The 16888-nt window shown below is 66.0% G+C and carries 20 protein-coding genes; 5 read left to right on the top strand and 15 right to left on the bottom strand.

Annotation, left to right across the window (positions count from 1 at the left end):
- The first annotated feature begins 25 nt into the window (after positions 1 to 25).
- Positions 26 to 343, top strand: a complete 318-nt coding sequence (locus ACNSN4_RS08065; protein ID WP_418285288.1) for an ASCH domain-containing protein — start codon at positions 26 to 28, stop codon at positions 341 to 343.
- Between the two features lie 26 nt (positions 344 to 369).
- Here the strand turns inward: ACNSN4_RS08065 and ACNSN4_RS08060 are convergent, their stop codons facing one another.
- Positions 370 to 711 (bottom strand): 2Fe-2S iron-sulfur cluster-binding protein, encoded by a 342-nt coding sequence (locus ACNSN4_RS08060; protein WP_418285287.1) that lies wholly within the window; start codon positions 709 to 711, stop codon positions 370 to 372.
- A gap of 149 nt (positions 712 to 860) precedes the next feature.
- Here ACNSN4_RS08060 and mvaD point away from each other — a divergent pair, with 149 nt between their 5' ends.
- Positions 861 to 1859 (top strand): phosphomevalonate decarboxylase MvaD, encoded by a 999-nt coding sequence (gene mvaD / locus ACNSN4_RS08055; RefSeq protein WP_418285286.1) that lies wholly within the window; start codon positions 861 to 863, stop codon positions 1857 to 1859.
- 71 nt (positions 1860 to 1930) lie between these two features.
- Here the strand turns inward: mvaD and ACNSN4_RS08050 are convergent, their stop codons facing one another.
- The 10 genes from ACNSN4_RS08050 to ACNSN4_RS08005 form a co-directional block, all read right to left on the bottom strand.
- On the bottom strand, positions 1931 to 2305 hold the full coding sequence (locus ACNSN4_RS08050; protein WP_418285285.1) for a hypothetical protein: 375 nt from the start codon (positions 2303 to 2305) through the stop codon (positions 1931 to 1933).
- A 105-nt stretch (positions 2306 to 2410) separates the two neighbouring features.
- Complete coding sequence (locus ACNSN4_RS08045) at positions 2411 to 3991, bottom strand: cryptochrome/photolyase family protein (protein WP_418285284.1); 1581 nt, start codon at positions 3989 to 3991, stop codon at positions 2411 to 2413.
- A gap of 81 nt (positions 3992 to 4072) precedes the next feature.
- Complete coding sequence (locus ACNSN4_RS08040) at positions 4073 to 4507, bottom strand: phosphate-starvation-inducible PsiE family protein (RefSeq protein WP_418285283.1); 435 nt, start codon at positions 4505 to 4507, stop codon at positions 4073 to 4075.
- A gap of 113 nt (positions 4508 to 4620) precedes the next feature.
- Positions 4621 to 7062, bottom strand: coding sequence for a DEAD/DEAH box helicase (locus ACNSN4_RS08035; RefSeq protein ID WP_418285282.1), 2442 nt, complete (start codon positions 7060 to 7062; stop codon positions 4621 to 4623).
- A gap of 92 nt (positions 7063 to 7154) precedes the next feature.
- Complete coding sequence (locus ACNSN4_RS08030; RefSeq protein ID WP_418285281.1) at positions 7155 to 7817, bottom strand: GNAT family N-acetyltransferase; 663 nt, start codon at positions 7815 to 7817, stop codon at positions 7155 to 7157.
- A gap of 85 nt (positions 7818 to 7902) precedes the next feature.
- Positions 7903 to 8691 carry a mechanosensitive ion channel family protein gene (locus tag ACNSN4_RS08025; RefSeq protein ID WP_418285280.1) on the bottom strand — a complete coding sequence of 263 codons (789 nt, stop codon included), beginning with the start codon at positions 8689 to 8691 and terminating at the stop codon, positions 7903 to 7905.
- Between the two features lie 5 nt (positions 8692 to 8696).
- On the bottom strand, positions 8697 to 9506 hold the full coding sequence (gene dacZ, locus ACNSN4_RS08020) for a diadenylate cyclase DacZ (RefSeq protein ID WP_418285279.1): 810 nt from the start codon (positions 9504 to 9506) through the stop codon (positions 8697 to 8699).
- Positions 9507 to 9580: 74 nt separating this feature from the next.
- Positions 9581 to 10570: a mechanosensitive ion channel family protein gene (locus ACNSN4_RS08015; RefSeq protein ID WP_418285278.1), complete on the bottom strand. Its 990-nt coding sequence runs from the start codon at positions 10568 to 10570 to the stop codon at positions 9581 to 9583.
- Complete coding sequence (locus ACNSN4_RS08010) at positions 10570 to 11547, bottom strand: DUF7972 family membrane protein (protein WP_496923289.1); 978 nt, start codon at positions 11545 to 11547, stop codon at positions 10570 to 10572. The genes ACNSN4_RS08015 and ACNSN4_RS08010 overlap by 1 nt, the downstream gene beginning before the upstream one ends.
- Before the next feature lie 20 nt (positions 11548 to 11567).
- Positions 11568 to 11918, bottom strand: a complete 351-nt coding sequence (locus tag ACNSN4_RS08005; protein WP_418285276.1) for a hypothetical protein — start codon at positions 11916 to 11918, stop codon at positions 11568 to 11570.
- 262 nt (positions 11919 to 12180) lie between these two features.
- Here ACNSN4_RS08005 and ACNSN4_RS08000 point away from each other — a divergent pair, with 262 nt between their 5' ends.
- Entirely contained in the window at positions 12181 to 12426 is a 246-nt protein-coding gene (locus ACNSN4_RS08000; protein WP_418285275.1) for a DUF8593 domain-containing protein, read from the top strand.
- Between the two features lie 141 nt (positions 12427 to 12567).
- Here the strand turns inward: ACNSN4_RS08000 and ACNSN4_RS07995 are convergent, their stop codons facing one another.
- Positions 12568 to 12885 (bottom strand): DUF5789 family protein, encoded by a 318-nt coding sequence (locus ACNSN4_RS07995; protein WP_418285274.1) that lies wholly within the window; start codon positions 12883 to 12885, stop codon positions 12568 to 12570.
- 28 nt (positions 12886 to 12913) lie between these two features.
- Positions 12914 to 13144 carry a hypothetical protein gene (locus tag ACNSN4_RS07990; protein WP_418285273.1) on the bottom strand — a complete coding sequence of 77 codons (231 nt, stop codon included), beginning with the start codon at positions 13142 to 13144 and terminating at the stop codon, positions 12914 to 12916.
- A 217-nt stretch (positions 13145 to 13361) separates the two neighbouring features.
- On the opposite strand from ACNSN4_RS07990, the gene ACNSN4_RS07985 reads away from it, so the two are divergent.
- Together ACNSN4_RS07985 and ACNSN4_RS07980 are read left to right on the top strand one after the other, a co-directional pair.
- On the top strand, positions 13362 to 14273 hold the full coding sequence (locus ACNSN4_RS07985) for a diacylglycerol/lipid kinase family protein (RefSeq protein ID WP_418285272.1): 912 nt from the start codon (positions 13362 to 13364) through the stop codon (positions 14271 to 14273).
- A gap of 55 nt (positions 14274 to 14328) precedes the next feature.
- Positions 14329 to 14976, top strand: coding sequence for a PHP-associated domain-containing protein (locus ACNSN4_RS07980; RefSeq protein ID WP_418285271.1), 648 nt, complete (start codon positions 14329 to 14331; stop codon positions 14974 to 14976).
- 57 nt (positions 14977 to 15033) lie between these two features.
- On the opposite strand, the gene ACNSN4_RS07975 is transcribed toward ACNSN4_RS07980, so the two are convergent.
- Complete coding sequence (locus ACNSN4_RS07975) at positions 15034 to 15561, bottom strand: hypothetical protein (RefSeq protein ID WP_418285270.1); 528 nt, start codon at positions 15559 to 15561, stop codon at positions 15034 to 15036.
- 68 nt (positions 15562 to 15629) lie between these two features.
- On the bottom strand, positions 15630 to 16829 hold the full coding sequence (locus ACNSN4_RS07970) for a hypothetical protein (protein ID WP_418285269.1): 1200 nt from the start codon (positions 16827 to 16829) through the stop codon (positions 15630 to 15632).
- Positions 16830 to 16888: the final 59 nt, after the last annotated feature.

Here is a 16888-nt window from a genome sequence, read left to right as displayed (position 1 = left end):
CTGAATCCGGTCCGAACACACGAGCATGTCCGAAAACGACCCCGCAGATCTCCTTCCGAACGACCGCGTGAAGCAGGCGGCGCTCGACGGCGACGTGACGCAGCTCCACCGCGGCAATCAGTACGGCGAGACCGGCGACACCTTCGATATCGAGGGCGTGACGTTCGAACTGACCGAGGTCACCGAGCGAACCCTCGGCGACATGACGGACGAGGACGCGCGGCGCGAGGGGTCACCCTCGCTCGACGCGTATAAAGAGCGGATGGTCCGCGCACACGGCGGAAGCTTCGACTGGGACGACGACGCCGACGTGGTGCGCCACCGGTTCGAGCGCGTCGAGTAACTAGTCGTCACGCCCGGTGGTCGCAGTCAGTCGTCGTCCGCGGCGGCGCCGTCGGCGTCGCTGGCGTCGGTCGCGTTGTCGTCCTCGATGCTCGGCGGGTACTTGCCGCGGTCGAGTTTCAGGTCGGACTGCGGGCGCGCCATGCAGGTGAGCGCGTAGTCGTCGGCCTCCTCGTCGGTGAGCCCGCGAGCAGCCGGCTGGGTCACCTCCCCTTCGACGATTTCGGCGGAACAAGCGAGACACATCCCGACGCGGCAGGAGTACTCTTGGGCGATCCCCTCCTCGATGCAGGGCTGGAGGATCGTCTCCGTGTCGGCCACCTCGATCGTTTCGTCGGTGCCGACGAACTCGACGGTGTACTCGGTCATACCCGAGATTCCCGCCGACTCCTCAAAAAGGGTTCCCCTCGATCGCGTCGCCTCGGTGGGAACGGATCGAGACGCACAGATCCTTCGAGGTAGACGGACGAGTCGGTGGTATCGCAACGACTAATCCCCCGCCGAACGCTTCCCGAGGTATGACCGAGAAGGCCACCGCGCGAGCCCACCCGATCCAGGGGCTCGTCAAGTACCACGGGATGCGCGACGAGCAACTGCGATTACCGTACCACGACAGCATCAGCCTCTGTACCGCGCCGACCGCGACGACGACGACCGTCGAGTGGCAGCCGGACGCGAGCGAGGACGTCTACGTCATCGGCGACGAGGAAGTGGGGGGCCGCGCCGCCGAGCGCATCGACATGGTCGTCGAGCACGTCCGGGAACTGGCTGGCGTCGACGCCGCCGTCCGACTGGAGAGCGAGAACTCCTTCCCGTCGAACATCGGCTTCGGTTCCTCCTCGTCGGGCTTCGCGGCCGCCGCGCTCGCGCTCACCGAGGCCGCCGGTCTCGACCTCTCCTTACCCGAGGTCTCGACCGTCGCCCGTCGCGGGTCCTCCTCCGCGGCCCGCGCGGTCACGGGCGCGTACTCCCGGCTCGACGCCGGACTCAACGACGAGGACTGCCGCTCGTATCGACTCGACACGGGCGTGGGCGAGGACGGATTCGATCCCGAGGAGGACCTCCGGATCGTCGCCGCGCACGTTCCCGCTTATAAGGAGACGGAAGAGGCGCACCGCGAGGCCGCCGCGAGTCACATGATGCAGGCGCGGACCGCTCACGTGCAGGACCAACTGGTCGAGATGACCGACGCGCTCCGCGACGGCGACTTCGACCGCATCTTCGGCACCGCCGAGCACGACTCGCTGTCGCTGACGGCCACCACGATGACCGGCCCAGCCGGGTGGGTGTACTGGCAGCCGGAGACGATCGCCGTCTTCAACGCGGTCCGCGAACTCCGCGAGGACGGCGTCCCGGTCTACTTCTCGACGGACACCGGCGCGTCGGTGTACGTGAACACGCTGGCCGACCACGCCGACGAGGTCGAGCGCAGAATCGCCGAGGTCGGCGTCGACACCGACGTCTGGGAGGTCGGCGGTCCGGCGCACCTGCTCGACGAGAGCGAGGCGCTTTTTTAAATCGGACCGTCGATCCGTCGGCGGCGGACGGGCGACGGATCGCGAGCGGTACCGCGGCGGCCGCGACGCCATCACCGACTCTCGCTCATATCGGCACGTCCGGCGACGAGTTCGTACGACGTGTACTCGATCGCGTCGGGATCCTCGGAAAGTAACGGATCGAGCAGTTCGTCTTCCCACGTGAGCCACTCGTCGGGGTAGTCGGTCCTCGTCACCGGATCGTCGGCCGGTCCCCAGACGTCAGCCCATGCCTCTCGACTCTCGTATATCCAAACGGCGGCGAACCTTCCGGCTCGATCGCCTCTGATACCGCGGCCGATCCGGTAGTCGACCAGGCCGGGAACGTTCTCGAACAGGCCGCGATCGACGGCCTCATTCACCGCGTCACGGAACTCCGACGGGGTCGCCGACTCCGACAGCTCGTAGTGGTGAACGCTTACGACCATGATGTATCGCCGTTTCAGATGTCGTGCGCGCGACTGATGAATACACGCCCTGCGCTCGACACGGCGGTCCGGAGTTTCCGGTCGCTGAGCCCGTCGGCGGGTGGTCTATTCGTCCGGGTCCTCGCCGCGCGCCCGTTTATACATCGCCAACGCCGCCTCGCGTCGCTCCGAGTGGTCCACGATCGGCGCGGGATACTCGGGCGCGGCGTTCGCGCGCTGGGTGGGCGACAGCTCGTGCCACTCGTGGATCAGGTCGGCGTCGAGCCCGCGGAGCTCGGGGACGTGTTCGGTTATATACTCCGCGTCGGGGTCGTACCGCTCCCCCTGCGTCATCGGGTTGAAGATGCGGAAGTACGGCTGGGCGTCGGTGCCCGTGGAGGCCGCCCACTGCCACCCGCCGCTGTCGTTGCCGGTGTCGTGATCCGCGAGCCGCTCCCTGAAGTGCTCGTAGCCGTGCCGCCAGTCGGCGAGCAGGTCCTTCGTCAGGAAGGAGGCGACGATCATCCGCACGCGGTTGTGCATGAACGCCTCCTCGCGGAGCTGGCGCATCCCGGCGTCGACGATCGGATACCCGGTCTCGCCGCGCTTCCACGCCGCGATCTCCTCGGGGTCGTCGCGCCACTCGATCCCCGCCTCGTACTGCTTGTAGTTCTCGGTGACGACCTCGGGGTTGTGGTACAACACCTGCGTGTAGAACTCCCGCCACGCGAGCTGTTGCTGGAACTCCCCGACCGCCGCGACGGGGCCGCTCTCGTCGTCCGCGTCGCCGCCGCTCTCGTCGTCCGCGTCGCCGCCGTCACCGTCGCTCTCGCTCACCGCCCCGCCGCCTGCGGCCCGTTCCTCGGCCCTCGCCATCGCTCGCGTAGTTGCCTCGTACACTTCGCGCACGCCGATCTCGCCGTACTTCAGGAACGCGGACAGCCGCGAGGTCGCCTCGCGGGCCGGATAGTCGCGCTCCGCGTCGTACGAGAACACCGCCTCCGAGAGGAACTCGTCGAGCCGCTCGCGTGCGGCCTCGGTCCCGGCCGGGCCGACGGTGGCCTCCGGCTCTGAAAACCCGAGGTCCCCCGGCGTCGGGAGGTCGCCGACGGCGACGCCCCCGGCGGTCGTCCCCCCGATGCCGCCGTCCGCCCGCGCGTCGAGACCCTCCGCCGCTGCGGCCAGTTGCGCGGGCTCGGCGAGGTCTCCCGCGTTGGGTATCGACGCCGGTGGGTCGGTCTCGCGGTCGGTCCACTTCCGCCAGTAGTAGGTGAACACCGAGTAGGGGTCGCCGGCGTTCGTTCGTATCGAATCGGGCGTGTGCAACACGGCGTCGTGGTGCGCCTCGCGGTCGATCTCCTCCTCGTTGAGGGCTTGGCGGACCCCCGCGTCCCGCTCGCGAGCGAGCCCGGAATAGTCGCGGTTCCACACCACCCGTTCGGCGTCGAGCGCGTCGGCGACCGTCGGGACGACCGTCTCAGGGTCCCCGTGTGCCACGAGGAGGTCGCTGTCGCGGTCGCGGTACGCTTCCCGCAGCGCGACGAGCCCGTCGAGTAGGCGTCGGACCCGCACGTCGCTGGCGTGTGCGAGCACGTCGTCGTCGAACACGAAAAGCGACGCGACGCCGTCGTCGGCCCGCTCGATCGCGGCCGCAAGCCCGACGTTGTCGGCCAGTCTGAGGTCCCGTCGGTGCCAGAACAGCTCCATGGGATCGCCACGGGTGCGAACACCGTCAAACCACCGGCCTCCGGTGTGTCCCCGCTCGCGGCCCGTCCGCCGCTCGACGGGTCAGTTCGTGATATCGACGCGGTCGAGGAGGAAGTATCCGAGAACGAGCGTCAGGATCAGCACCGCGAACGCGGTCGCGACGGAGAGCGCCTCTTCGCCGGTCCCGTAGTCCGCGACTCGGAAGCTGATCACCTCTCGGGAGACCGCGATGATCGCCGCGCTGACGACGATCCGCAGGACCGGCTCCTCCCGCGCATACGCGATAAGCGTCCGGTGGACCTCGACGATGATGAGCAGCAACAGAACGGTGTCGAGGAGATCGACGACGGCGATCGGGTCGGTGAACCGGCCGGTGCGAAGCAGACCGTACAGCGACAACAGCATGTCGAAGAGACCGATCACGAACAGCACGAGGAGGAAGTACGCCGCTCCGAGCACGAGCCACCGCATCGCGCTCGCCGACGGATCGGTGACCTCCTTGATCTTGACCGGCATCTATCGATCGCACGGCAGTTGGTAGCAAATGCGTTGTGCCGAACCATGTCGGTCGGGACGCCGCTCGTCGACCGAGGGCGGTACCCGTCGGTCGTCCTCGCGTCGGGACGGTCTCAGTCCCCGGAGCCGGTCAACGCTCGCAGCAGGTGCACCGCGGTCGCCTTCGCCAGCGGTTCGTTGGCGTTTCCGCAGTGCGGCGACTGGACACAGGCCGGACAGCCGTCGGCGCAGTCGCAGCCGTCGATGAGCCGCGCCGTGCGCTCCATCAGCTCCTCGATACGCTCGTGGCCGCGCCGCGTGAGTCCGACTCCGCCGGGGTAGCCGTCGTACACGAACACCGCCGGCGCGTCGGTGTGCGGGTGATACGGCGTCGAAATCCCGCCGATGTCGGCGCGGTCGCACAGCAGGTGGAACGGGAACAGCGAGATGATCCCGTGTTCGGCGGCGTGGATCCCGCCGTTGAATCCGTACTCGCCGCTCGGCGGTGACGCGTCGTCGCCGTCGAGCGATCCGCCGTCGGCGCTGTCGCTTCCGAGCGATTCTCTGTCACCGCCATCGGTCACGGCGTCGGACCTACTCGCCCCGATCGACCGCATTTCAGATTCGATGTCCGTCGGAACCGGGAAGTACAGCGCCTTGGTCCGAAGACTCGTCTCCGGGAGATCGAGCGACGACTCCCCGAGCGACTCCCCGGTCGCGGCGTCCTTCCGCTCGAAGCCGGTGATCCGCTCCGTGACGGTGACGTCCGCGAACCGGACCGGCACGTCCGGGCGAGCCGTCAGCGCGTGTTCGCCCACGTCGTCGTTCACGACGATGTCCTTCTCCGAGAGGGTCTGCGTGTAGTAGTCGGCCCACGAGTGCTGGAGCTCGGCGACGTTCCGATCGAGGTCGAGCGTCGTCACCTCGTAGGTGCGGCCCTGCTGGTGGTATATCGCGCCGGGGTGGGCGTCGCGGAGCGCGTCCCCGAACCCCAACGAGGCGACCGTCTCGTTCCTCGACTCGTCGATCAGCTCGACCTCCCGATCCTCGGCGGTTCGGAGGTTCACGGCCTGTTGCGGACTTGACGACCCGGCGTGGACCCACCGGATCCCCGACGCCGTCTCCCGTCGATCGAGGACGCCCTCGTCGGTGAGGTCGCCGACGACCGCGGGGAACGTCTCGCCGAAGAACCGCTCGTCGTCGGGCGAGAGCCAGCGCTCGTCGGCCGCGCAGGCGACGTGCCGAGGGAGGAGCCGGTCGTTCGCCGGATCGCAGATCGCGTCCTCCGGCGGCGCCTCGAAGAAGTCGGCCGGGTTGGCCATGAGGTACTGGTCCAGTTGGTCCTCGCCGCCGACCATCACGACGAGCGCGGGATCGTCGCCGCGCCCGGCCCGCCCCGCGCGCTGATACGCCGACATCCGCGTGCCCGGGTAGCCGTCCAGGATGACGGCGTCGAGGCCGCCGACGTCGACGCCGAGTTCGAGCGCGCTCGTCGTCCAGACGCCCCGAAGCGCTCCCGAGTGGAGGTCCGTCTCGATCTCGCGTCGGCGCTCGTTTTTCAGGGCCGCCTGGTACGCGCCGACCTTCCCGGCGAGGTCGCGTTCGCCGCGGCTCCGCAGTTCGCTCGCGCTGTCGGTCGCGTACTGCTCCGCGGTCTGACGAGCCCGCGTGAACGCGAGCGTCTGCGCCCCCGCCGTTACGAGGTCACAGAACAGCCGCTTGCTTTCGGTGTGACTCGACTTCCGACGGCCGCTGCCGCGCTCCTGCCAGTCGTCGTCGTACTCCGGCGGGTTCCACAGCACCCAGTCGCGGGGGCCTCGTCCCGATGTGTCTTCGTCGACGAGCGCGATCCGTCCGGGGTCGCGGCCGGTCACCGTCGCGACGTGGTCGACGGGATTGTTGATCGTCGCCGAACAGCAGACGAACTGCGGGGTCGATCCGAACCGCTCGCAGGTCCGAGCGAGTCGGCGCAGGGTCATGGCGACCTGCGACCCGAACACGCCGCGGTAGCTGTGGATCTCGTCGATCACGACGTACTCCAGCGACGAGAAGAACCACTCCCAGAGTCGGCCCGCGTACGGCAGGAGCGCGTAGTGCAGCATGTCCGGGTTCGAGAGTAGGACCGTCGGCTGTCGGTCGCGCACGTCCCGCTTTTCGCTCTGCGAGAGCCGTCCGGTGTAGGAGTCGACCGAGACGCGGCTCCCGAACCCGAGCCCGCGAGCGAGCTCCGAGAGCGACTCCTCCTGGTCGGCGATGAGCGCGTTCTGCGGACCGAGATAGAGGGTGCGACCGCCGTGGTCCATCGCCGCCTCGAACGCCGGGACGGTATACGCGAGCGACTTCCCGCTCGCGGTCTCCGTGGCGAGCGCGACGTCGTCGCCGTCGCGGACCGCCTCGATGGCGTCCGCCTGATGCCGGTAGAGGCGCTCGATTCCCCGCTTCGAGAGCGCGTCGGCCATGCGGGGCGCGAGGTCCACATCGGCGAACTCGGGCTCTCGGGCGGGGAGGCGACGGTGCTCCGCGATCTGTCCCTCGTAGAACGGTCGATCCCGCAGCCATTCGATGGCGTCCTCCACGATACCCATTGCACGGGATGCGACCGCCTAATCGTTGTGGTCGGCGTCGCCGCTCTCGCCGGTCCGTCGCGGTCGCTCGGGACCGCCGCCGCTCAATCGCCGCTCGGAATCGCTCGCGAGCCGCCGCCCGGAAGGTCTCGCGGCGCGGGGTCGGCAGGTCCCTCCCGAACGACCGGAGGCCACCGGACCTCGATCGCGATCGGGTCGGTCAGATCGAGCTCCATCCGAAGGTCGCCCTTCCGCTCGGCGATCTGGAACCCCACGGTGCGGTAGACGCTCCGGGCGATTCGGTTTCCGCTCTCGACGTGGAGTTCGAGCCCCTCCCGTCCCGCTGCGGCCGCGTCGGCGATCACGTGTCGGCAGAGCTCGGTCCCGAGTCCCCGGCCCTGGACGTCCGGATAGACGAAGACCGCGAGTTCGGGACGCTTCGCGTCCGTCGGCGTGTACATCGCGTGGCCGAACAGCTCGCCGCCGCGCTCGACGACGACGTTGCTCCCCTCGGTCAGCATCGCGTCGAGCCATTCGGCCCGACGGCTCCGTGTCACCGGAGGGAGCCCCTGCGCGCGGTTCTCGGCACCGAACCGCTCGTACATCTCCGCGAGCGCCGCGGCGTCCTCGCGGACGGCCGGCCGGACGGTCCACCGCGTTCCCTCCGTATCGACGAATCGGGGGCAGCGAGGGGGGCAGTGGGGAGTCCCCTCGCACTCGCTTCCGTCCCACCCGTCGCAGGCGGTGTCCGTGGTGTGAGTGCTCATGGCTACGCGTTCGTCGCCCGGCGGGTTATATCGTGTGAGCTGCTCCCACGCTGTGGGAACGGTCTCTCCGCCTGGGAACGGTCTCTCACTCCCGGATCAACACGATCCCGTCTCGGAACACCGAGTGGTTCGGGACCACGTGTTCCTCGCCGTCGACCTCGATATGCGTGACGAACAGGTCGACCTCTTGGACGATCCCGCGCTCGCCGCTGACGCGCACCTCGTCGCCGATCTCGTACGGTTGCCGGAGGAGGAGGAAGACGCCGGCCGCGGCGGACGCGACGAGGTCCTTCGTCGCCAGCGCGGCGAAGAGCACGACGGCGAACGCGTACGCCGCGAGCAACACCGTGAGCGCGAGCGTCTGGACGCCGATCTGTCCCAGCGCGATCAGCGCCGCGACGTAGACGACGCTGTACTTGACGAGCGGCGGCACCGCGCCGAGCTCGGGGAGCTTGATCCCGCGGAGTCGCTCGGCGACGAGGAGTTCCGCCTTGTCGCCGACGACGATGCCGATGATCACCACGAGGGTGGCGACGAACAGCCGCGGGAGGAACGCTGCTACACTGGCCCAGAACTGTTCGAGGAACTGCACGTCGGCGACCGTGACGGCGACGATAATCGCGACGGCGAGAATGAAGTAACTGGACAGCTTCGCGAGAATGCGGACCGTCGACGTGTTGAACTCCCGGGCCGTGCGCTCGAAGGCGGTCCCCTCGATCACGTCGGGAACTCCCGCCCGTGTCAGGAGCCGTCGGTTGATCACCCCGACGAGATAGGCCGCAATGAGTCCGAGCACGAGCACGAACAGCGCGAGCCAGATTCTGTCGGGAACGCGGGCTACGGCCTCGACGACTGCAGACTGAACGCCCGACATCGGGATCAGTACTCCTCCGGATCGATCTCCAAGACGAGCTCACCCGCCTTGAACGCCCGAACGAGACCGTCGGATTCCGACAGCACGATCGACGTCGCGTTCGTGTCGCGGGTGATCGCCCCGCCGGCCATGTGGCGCGCGCCGAGCCCCTTCGGGATGTCGACGCCCTCGGCGCCCGGTTCGAGGTAGCGGTACGCGGAGACGATCTTCCCGGAGTCGGAGACGACGAACGCGCCGTCGAGCCGGGAGAACTCCTTGACCATGACGTTGACGATGGGATCGCCGACGTGGACGTGGGACTTCTCGAAGGGGTTGTAGCTCAGCGGGCGGGACTTGTTCATCACCTTTCCGGCGTCGCCGACGACGAACAGCGCGCCGACCGGCTTCCCCTTCTGTCCCTTCTGTCCGAGCTCGATCGCGACCTCGAACACGTCGCGGATCACGCTTGGTTCCGCCCGCGAGTTGACGAACAGGTCGTAGATCCCGGTGTGAATCGTCTCGTCGACGGTGACGCGGATCACCGCGTCGGAGCCCCCGTCGAAGACGGAGGCGATACAGACCACCTCGTCGCCCTCGGAGACCAGCTCGGCGTCCATCGCGCCCTCGATCCCGAACCGGATCCGATCTTTGACGTTGTCGAACGGGAGGGGGAGTTCGACGAAGGTGTCGGCGTCGACGTCGTTGTCGGGGGCGACGACGACGATCTCCGTGTCGCCGTCCCTGAACCGGGCGTAAAACGAACTCGTCGGCGAGAACAGGAGCACCGCGTCCGCGTCCTCGACGAGATCGGACAGGTGGTCAGTGAGCGAGGCCATTGCTCGAATTGACTCCCGGACGACGTATAGTCGTTGTGTCGGCGTCGTGCGAGCGTCTGACACCGCTGAGGATATCAGCGATCCTCTCCGTTCGTTCCACTGTCGGAGTCGGTGTCCGCGTTGGAGTGCCGAAATCGCCCCGGCTCGTCGATAGCGATCTGTCCACTGATATCTAGCTCCGGTGCGGGACTGATCGTGAGTCCCTCCGTCTCGAATCGGCGTTTGATTCGACGAGCGTACTTCGACTGGACGGCGAGGATGTCTTGCTGACCGGGATCTCTTATCCAGTAATGGACGCGAACTGTGACCACGTCTCCGAGTTCGTCGACATACACCACCGGAGCCGGGTCCGAGAGAACTGCGTCGATTGAGGCTGCGATGTCCTCGAGGTGTCTTATCGCGTCGTCGATCTCGTTCTCGTAGCCGATCGCAAACTGCTGAACTACCCGATGATTCCCCCGGCCGAACGGCCGAGATATCTCATTGCTCGTCAGAATCGTGTTCGGAATTGTCACGAGCCCTCCGTCCCGCGTTTTGACGCGCGTGGTTCGAAGGGCGATCGACTGGACGACCCCCTCGCCGTTCGGCCATTGGATGTAGTCGCCGACGTTGAAGTCCGGGTCGAGTACGAGGGCGATACCGCTAACCAGCGAGCCGATCACCGACTGGGCCGCGACACCGATCGCTAGTGCGACAGCACTGATGAGGAGCGCGGAGTTGCCGAGCGTCGGACCGTATCCGGCGATGCTTACACCGACGAAGACGGCAACGAGAATAACAACAACCTGAAAGTACCTGTGCAGGGCGTTCTGCAGCGTGGGGTTGTTGCGGTTTCGCTTACGGAGTATCCGCGTGAAGACCGGTTGGATGAAGATTCGGTTGAGTATCACGACTGCGAGGACGCCGGCGAGGAACCAGCCGACACGGATGACGGTAGGCCAGTACTCGAAGAGTTCCCCAGGACCGACCTCCGGTGGTGGTGCCGTCGCTTGAACAACCACGAGGGCCGCTGGGAGGACCGTTCGTCCCCAGAGGCGATACGAAGGAGTGGGTGGAGACGTCATTACGGGGGAATAAAGGGACCGACCGAGACGGTTTGCCGGGCGACCGTCGCTGCCCTGAGGATATACGACACGAAGAGCGCTAGCGGCACGGTGACGACACCGATACCCAGAGTGACGACGGCGGGAAGCATCGAGGGCGGAATCGTAACGGAGTTCGTCCGGTAGAGAAGCGTCACCGAGATCGTCGTGACGAACGCTATCAACCCGGCGTAGACGATCATCCGCGAGAGCTCTGCGAAATCCTGTTGGAGGGCTATCGTCTTGTAGAACTGACGGACGACGGCGATCGATTTGAGGAGCTCGTCGATCGCCTGCAACTCCGCCTGAGCGGCCTCCGGGAACGACCCGGCGTATCTGTTCTGCAGATGTTGTACTGCATTCAGATTCACGGCGTATTCTGGTCCCAAGAGAATGGTGAGCACGGAGTCAACCCGAATGTTGTCGTCGAGACGTGACTCGATGTTTTCTCCGTAGTCGCCGATGTCGCGAAGCGCGTTCGTCACCTCGCTCGGTGGGTCCCACTCGCCGGATTCGTCCATCGCACGGAGGGTCGCGACCCGTTCGCTCAGCGTCCGAGCGATGAGTGAGAGGAACGCAGCCGGGTCGTTCGGACTCGACGGTCGTCCCGCGAGGGCTGCGACGTCCGCATGGAGTTCGCGCGCGCCGTCGAGGCGGTCTCTCAGCGAGTTCACCGTCCCGAACACACGTGAGATAACGAGTTGAATTATCGAAAGAGAGATCGTGATTAGCGTGATGACACCGGCGGTAAATCCACTCGAAAAGAGCGAGTCGACTGCGCTGTCCGATCCCACGGCCAGCATGCCGTTCCAGAGTAGCGCTCCAACGATCCCGACGACACCGATGGTGATCCCACTCGCGACAACGCGTCGATCGCCCTTGATAAGCACCCACGACGTCGCGCGTTCCCAGGTGGTCTTCCCGTATACGGAACTCTCAGTTCGAATGTCAGGGTCCATCTTCATACGAGCGCGTTGAATCAGTATCCCTCTCCTCTCAGTAGCGAGAGCGACCTGCTCCAGTCGGTATGATCTCGGCTGGCGTGGTCGGGTACCCGGCGGTCGACAGCCGCGAAAAACGGAGGCGGAGCCGGCCGTGTCGGATTCCTAGCGGACGACGCTTTCGCCGTCGGGGTCGGCGGGGTCGATGTCGATACGATCATGTCAGTTGCTCGTTCGGTCGCTCGCTTTTCGGCGTCGGCCGCCGCCGCTCCTTCCGGGAGCCTCAGCGTCGGCCGGTCCCGTTCGCCGGTCCGTTTCGGCTCGAGCGGCGCGTTCTCCCGCGAGAGATCCAATTCGAACGCCGCTCGCCGCTCAGCTGGATCGACCACGGACCGCCCGGACCAGCTTCTGGAGGAGGCGGAGAGTAGTACCGACACTGGATGCGTAGTACGCGAGCTTGAGTAGGCGCTTGAGCATGATTCAGCGGAAAGGAGGTGTCGGACGAACATAATCGGGCGGCATGCAAGCGCAAGCCCACGTCGTTGTCTTTCTCATGCGCCAGCTGCTAGCGGTGGACGTCAATAGCAGCGGAATCTCCCTGCGCCCGCAAGGTGAATCGTGATGCGATCGGGCCGCCTTCGTCGAGTGACGATGCGAGAAGACACGACCCTTACGGACGGCGACGAGGGGAAAAACCTGGTGAACGCCCGCGGCGACGAGATCGGTCGTGTGATCAAGGTTCAGGACGGGACGGCCCACGTCGACCCCAACCCGGGACTGGGCGAAAGACTCATCGACAAACTGGGGTGGGGCGACAGGGACGACGAGGATATCTATCGACTCGACGGCAGTCATATCGACACGGTTACCGACGACGAGGTCAGGCTGCGAAAATAAGCGAACCGCGTGACCGGCCGGTACAGTGGGGGTTGGACCGAACCGCTTCGTCAACTACCCCTCTCCTCGGGGCCCTCGGCGCTTTGAGAGCGCGGAGCGGTCTCGTCGTACGGAAGGCGAAGGGGGCGGCCAGTCAGCCGCCTACGCCGACTCCTCGGTGTCCTCCTCGTCGCCCGCGCTGCCACCGCGGTCCGAGTAGTTCTTCCGCCCGATCGCGTCGTCACTGACCATCCCGATGATGCTCTGTCGCACGTCGTCTGCGGACTCGAAGGTGGCGTCTTCCTGCGGTTCTAACACCGTTTGAAGCGTCGCCGTGTCGTCTCCCAGCCCTAACTCGTGGTCGCCGTACCGCTCCAGTAACTCCTCCAGATCGATCGGGTACTCCTCGTCCTCGAGCTCGTCCGCGAGCGGACCGAGTTCCACGCCCTGCTCGCGGCTATCGTCGTTCTGATCGGTCATCAGTCCTATAACGCCGTGCCGAAGCTATTTACGATCTGTGCAGGCCCTCGCCGGGTGGGAGGGGAACGGTTCCATGCGGGCGGTCCCAGTCGGACGGTGGGCTCTCGGGTGCGTTCGTCTCCCGGCAGTCTGTCACGCAGTCCCGGGTGCATCGATACAGCGCGAGCAGTGGGCGCGTGTGCGGCACGCACTCGTCGGCACACGCCTCGTACGCCTCGGCGGCGATCACGTACCAGCGCTGCTCCGATCGGTTCGTCACGCTCTCTCTCCGTCGTCATCGTCTCTTCCGAGCGAGTCTGAATTAGTTTCTATCCATAGATGATTAATGAGAAAATATGCTATACTTAAGAGATAGGGGGCGTCCTAACAATCTAACAGCAGTGCGATTAGCAGATAATGTCTCGAACGCCTCTACTCGATCCGGACGGACGTATCCGGAAATCTCGGGGTCCGCGATCGGACATCGGGAGTCTCGGATGACACGGACCGTGATCATCTACAACCCGCAGAGCGGAAGCGGCTCCCACGCCGACCAGGTCGGGGCCCGAGCGGATCTGTGTGGGTACGCGCTCGAACGGTCCGAACAAGCCGGCGAAGTGGTCACACTGACACGGGAGGCCGTCGAAGCCGGATACTCGACGGTCGTGGCCGGGGGCGGTGACGGTACGGTCAACGAAGTCGTTCAGGGGATCGACCAGGCCGACGCGTTCGACGATGTCACGCTCGGCGTCCTCCCGCTCGGGACGGGAAACAACTTCGCGAAACAGATCGGTATCACCGACCTCGAAACCGCTTTCACTGCTCTGGATAACGATGTCCGGCGTACTATTGACATCGGGATGGCGACCGACCGGCCGTTCGTGAACTCCTGTGTCGCGGGGTTGACCGCCACGTCAAGCAGCGAGACGTCCGGGGAGTTGAAGTCTCGTATCGGTGAGTTGGCATACGTGCTCACGACGCTCCGAACCGTGTCTGACTTCGAGCCGCTGGAGCTTACTATCGATAACGAGGTGAGCGACGGGGAGACCCCGACTTGGAGCGGCGAAGCGCTCTGTGTAATGGTCGGGAACGGCCGTCAGTTCGCGGCGGACGGGACGACACAGGCCAACATGGAGGACGGCCTCTTCGAGGTCGCGATTATCACGAACGTGCCCGCGATCGATCTGATGAGTGACACGGTACTTGAGCGTCTGTTCGGACAGGATTCGGCGCACATTGAGCGGTTTCAAGCCGCGTCGCTGGATATCGTGAGCCACTCGTCGGACCCCGTCAGATTCAGCTTGGACGGGGAGATCATTCAGCAACGCGACCTCGCGCTCGACGTCCGGCCGAACACACTGGGGCTCGTCGTCGGGGAGGGATACGACTCCGCCCCGACAGACACGTGACTTCGGACGGTCCCGCGGACCGCTGGAGGACGGCGAATCGTCTCTCGGGGTACCAATGTTCACGGTAGATCTCCACGCCCACACTCGGTTTTTCCACGGCTTCCAAGCGGAACCGACCGCCTTCGACCCGATCGGCGTGCGTCTGTTAGCACTGTGGGGGCGACGCGCTGGGCTCGACGGGATCGCGCTGACCAATCACGACTACTACCGTTCATTCGACACCGGAATAGGAGGCCCGCAGTTCATTCCGGGCATCGAAGTGACGACGACGCTCGGCCACCTCTTGGTCGTCGGACCGGATCCCCCACGTCGGACGGTTCCCGGCAAACGGACCCCGGAGGAGGTCGTGTCACAGGCGCACAGCAACGGGTGTGCCGCGATCATCGCGCACCCGTATCGGCGGAGCCGCGTCCGCGAGAGCGACGCGGATTTCGACGCCGTCGAAATAAACGGGAAGCATCCCGACGACGCCGAGCGCGTACGGGGGCTCTCCGAATCGCTCGGAATACCGGTCGTCGGCGGGAGCGACGCCCACTATCCCTTCGAGGTCGGGCGGACGGTGACTCGGATCGAGGCGGCGGAACTCACGCCTGAAGCCGTGGTCACGGCGATTCGGGAGGGCGCAGTTGCGGTAGAGATTCGCGACTCGCGGGTCAACGAACTCGTGCAGACCGGATACGAGTACGTTCACCGGTACCGTTGAGGTCCGCCGCGCTCCCCGTCCGAAGAGACGGTGGATCGGCCGACTGTTCCGCACTCCTCAGTCGTACACCTCGCCCTTCCGTGCCCTGAAGCTGATCCACGTGCCGAGAGTCAGCCCGTAGATGACGTGTCCGACGTGGAATATCACGGCTTCGTCCGGCTTGAGTTCCTCGTCGAGAAGATAGCGGAAGACGAACCGCGTACCGAAGGCGGAGAGCGCGAGCCCGTAGACGAGAGCGAGCCCGATCACGCCGAGGTCGTGTTCACGCTCGTTCCGGAACGTCGATAGACTGATCCCGACGCCGAACAGGCCGCCCGCGATGCCACCGTACAGGAAGTGCAAGGCGAGTCCGACGGTGAGATGGGCTTCCGCGTCTTCGCCCCCGACGTATTTCGCCCAAAAGTCGGCAGTCGGCGGCAGCGCCCGGAAGACGGGGAACCGGTACAGGGTCATGAGCACCGTGGCGATCAGCCCGCCGACGAACCCCCGAATCAGCCCACGGAGGACGCGTAATCCGGAACTGGTGGTCGATCCTCTCTGTTCGCCGGTCTGTCGCTGATTCGTGCCGATATTCTGATCTGTCATGTTACATCGTGTGTCGTGTGTCGAGATGACTGTGCCCGCGGTCGTCGGTGGTTCGGTGTGAAAGGCCGTCAAGGCCGGTCGCGGAAGAGCGCGAGATGCCGAAGCGCCATGCGGTTCTCGATTCCGCCGGCGAGCGCGCCCGATAGCACACCTAACGTGCTGATGAAGCCACCGACGCGGACGAGGTCGACGAGCCCGACAGCGGGATCCTCGAGGCTCGGCCAGTTCGTCATCAGGTTCGGCGGGAAGACGGCGAGCTCGATCAGGAGCATGATCGATCCGACGAGGACGAAGAGTCCCGTCATCGCCGCGACGAGGATGAAGAACACCGTCACGTTCACCAGTGCCATGTGTTCGGTGATCACTTGGCTACGCTCGTGCGGGAAGGACAGCCGCTGGACGTACAAGAGATGGACCGCGGCGGCGATTATACTCCCGATGGCGAACAGCGCGGCGGTCCCGTTGGTCAGGTTCAGCCCGACGTCCCACGCCTCGGCACTGAACACTAAGATTAGCGTCGGCGTCACCGCGGCCGTCGAGAGGCGCGGGAGCGAGAACGGAAGCAGCGGTGCGCGGCTCTGCAGCAGCGTCGCGATAACGATGCGCGGGTTTCGCACGAGACTCAGCGCGTGAAACGCCAGCCGTCGGAGTCGCCCCCGCGAGACGTCTTCTTCGGGGATGCGCGTGGCGATTTTCCGGAGGTGGTTCGTGATGTCCGCATCGAACGCCGGGACGCTCCGTCGGTCGGGATCGAACGAGAACGGAGCCATTACGCCGCCAGCATCGTGGCCCACACGAAACACGTGCCCCAAGAGGTGAACGAGGAGCGTCGCGGCGTTCCAGCGGACCGCCGGTGAATCGAGCGCCCTGACCGCCTCCCGGTCGTGGGTCCGCAGGAGTCGCCGTGTGGAGACGACGACGACGCGGGCGAGCGGGGACGCGAGTCCCTCGACGGATCGCTCCTGTCGCGTGGTCAGGGGCACGTCGGTCACGACGACGACGAGGTCGTACGGTCGTTTCACCATGTGCAGTGCGGCCTCGTCGAGGAACTCGGACGGCCGTCGAGGGGCGCCGTCGGAGAGCGGGTCCGGCTCGGCGCAATACACCCGCCAGATCGCGTCCGTGGCCGACGCGAGCTCGTCGACGCCGTCGCGGGCCATCTCCTCGGCGAACGACTGCAGCGGCTCGACGTCCGCTCCCGGCGAGTGCGCGATGAGGACCCCGACGTCGATTTGCGGCGCAGCCTCGTCGCCACGCCGACCGTCCACAGTCAGCGGGTCGGACCCTACAGGCCTATCGACGTCAGTCACTGTGTCGCCGGAGGAGT

Source organism: Halorubrum marinum (genome assembly GCF_048381195.1).
In the GTDB taxonomy this organism is placed as follows: Archaea; Halobacteriota; Halobacteria; order Halobacteriales; family Haloferacaceae; genus Halorubrum.
This window is presented reverse-complemented; position numbering and strand designations above follow the sequence as displayed.

Coding starts and splice junctions, on each gene's coding strand:
- ACNSN4_RS08065 (WP_418285288.1), top strand. CDS start 26: ATGTCCGAAAACGACCCCGCAGATCTCCTTCCGAACGACCGCGTGAAG.
- ACNSN4_RS08060 (WP_418285287.1), bottom strand. CDS start 711: ATGACCGAGTACACCGTCGAGTTCGTCGGCACCGACGAAACGATCGAG.
- mvaD (WP_418285286.1), top strand. CDS start 861: ATGACCGAGAAGGCCACCGCGCGAGCCCACCCGATCCAGGGGCTCGTC.
- ACNSN4_RS08050 (WP_418285285.1), bottom strand. CDS start 2,305: ATGGTCGTAAGCGTTCACCACTACGAGCTGTCGGAGTCGGCGACCCCG.
- ACNSN4_RS08045 (WP_418285284.1), bottom strand. CDS start 3,991: ATGGAGCTGTTCTGGCACCGACGGGACCTCAGACTGGCCGACAACGTC.
- ACNSN4_RS08040 (WP_418285283.1), bottom strand. CDS start 4,507: ATGCCGGTCAAGATCAAGGAGGTCACCGATCCGTCGGCGAGCGCGATG.
- ACNSN4_RS08030 (WP_418285281.1), bottom strand. CDS start 7,817: ATGAGCACTCACACCACGGACACCGCCTGCGACGGGTGGGACGGAAGC.
- ACNSN4_RS08025 (WP_418285280.1), bottom strand. CDS start 8,691: ATGTCGGGCGTTCAGTCTGCAGTCGTCGAGGCCGTAGCCCGCGTTCCC.
- dacZ (WP_418285279.1), bottom strand. CDS start 9,506: ATGGCCTCGCTCACTGACCACCTGTCCGATCTCGTCGAGGACGCGGAC.
- ACNSN4_RS08015 (WP_418285278.1), bottom strand. CDS start 10,570: ATGACGTCTCCACCCACTCCTTCGTATCGCCTCTGGGGACGAACGGTC.
- ACNSN4_RS08010 (WP_496923289.1), bottom strand. CDS start 11,547: ATGGACCCTGACATTCGAACTGAGAGTTCCGTATACGGGAAGACCACC.
- ACNSN4_RS08000 (WP_418285275.1), top strand. CDS start 12,181: ATGCGAGAAGACACGACCCTTACGGACGGCGACGAGGGGAAAAACCTG.
- ACNSN4_RS07995 (WP_418285274.1), bottom strand. CDS start 12,885: ATGACCGATCAGAACGACGATAGCCGCGAGCAGGGCGTGGAACTCGGT.
- ACNSN4_RS07985 (WP_418285272.1), top strand. CDS start 13,362: ATGACACGGACCGTGATCATCTACAACCCGCAGAGCGGAAGCGGCTCC.
- ACNSN4_RS07980 (WP_418285271.1), top strand. CDS start 14,329: ATGTTCACGGTAGATCTCCACGCCCACACTCGGTTTTTCCACGGCTTC.
- ACNSN4_RS07975 (WP_418285270.1), bottom strand. CDS start 15,561: ATGACAGATCAGAATATCGGCACGAATCAGCGACAGACCGGCGAACAG.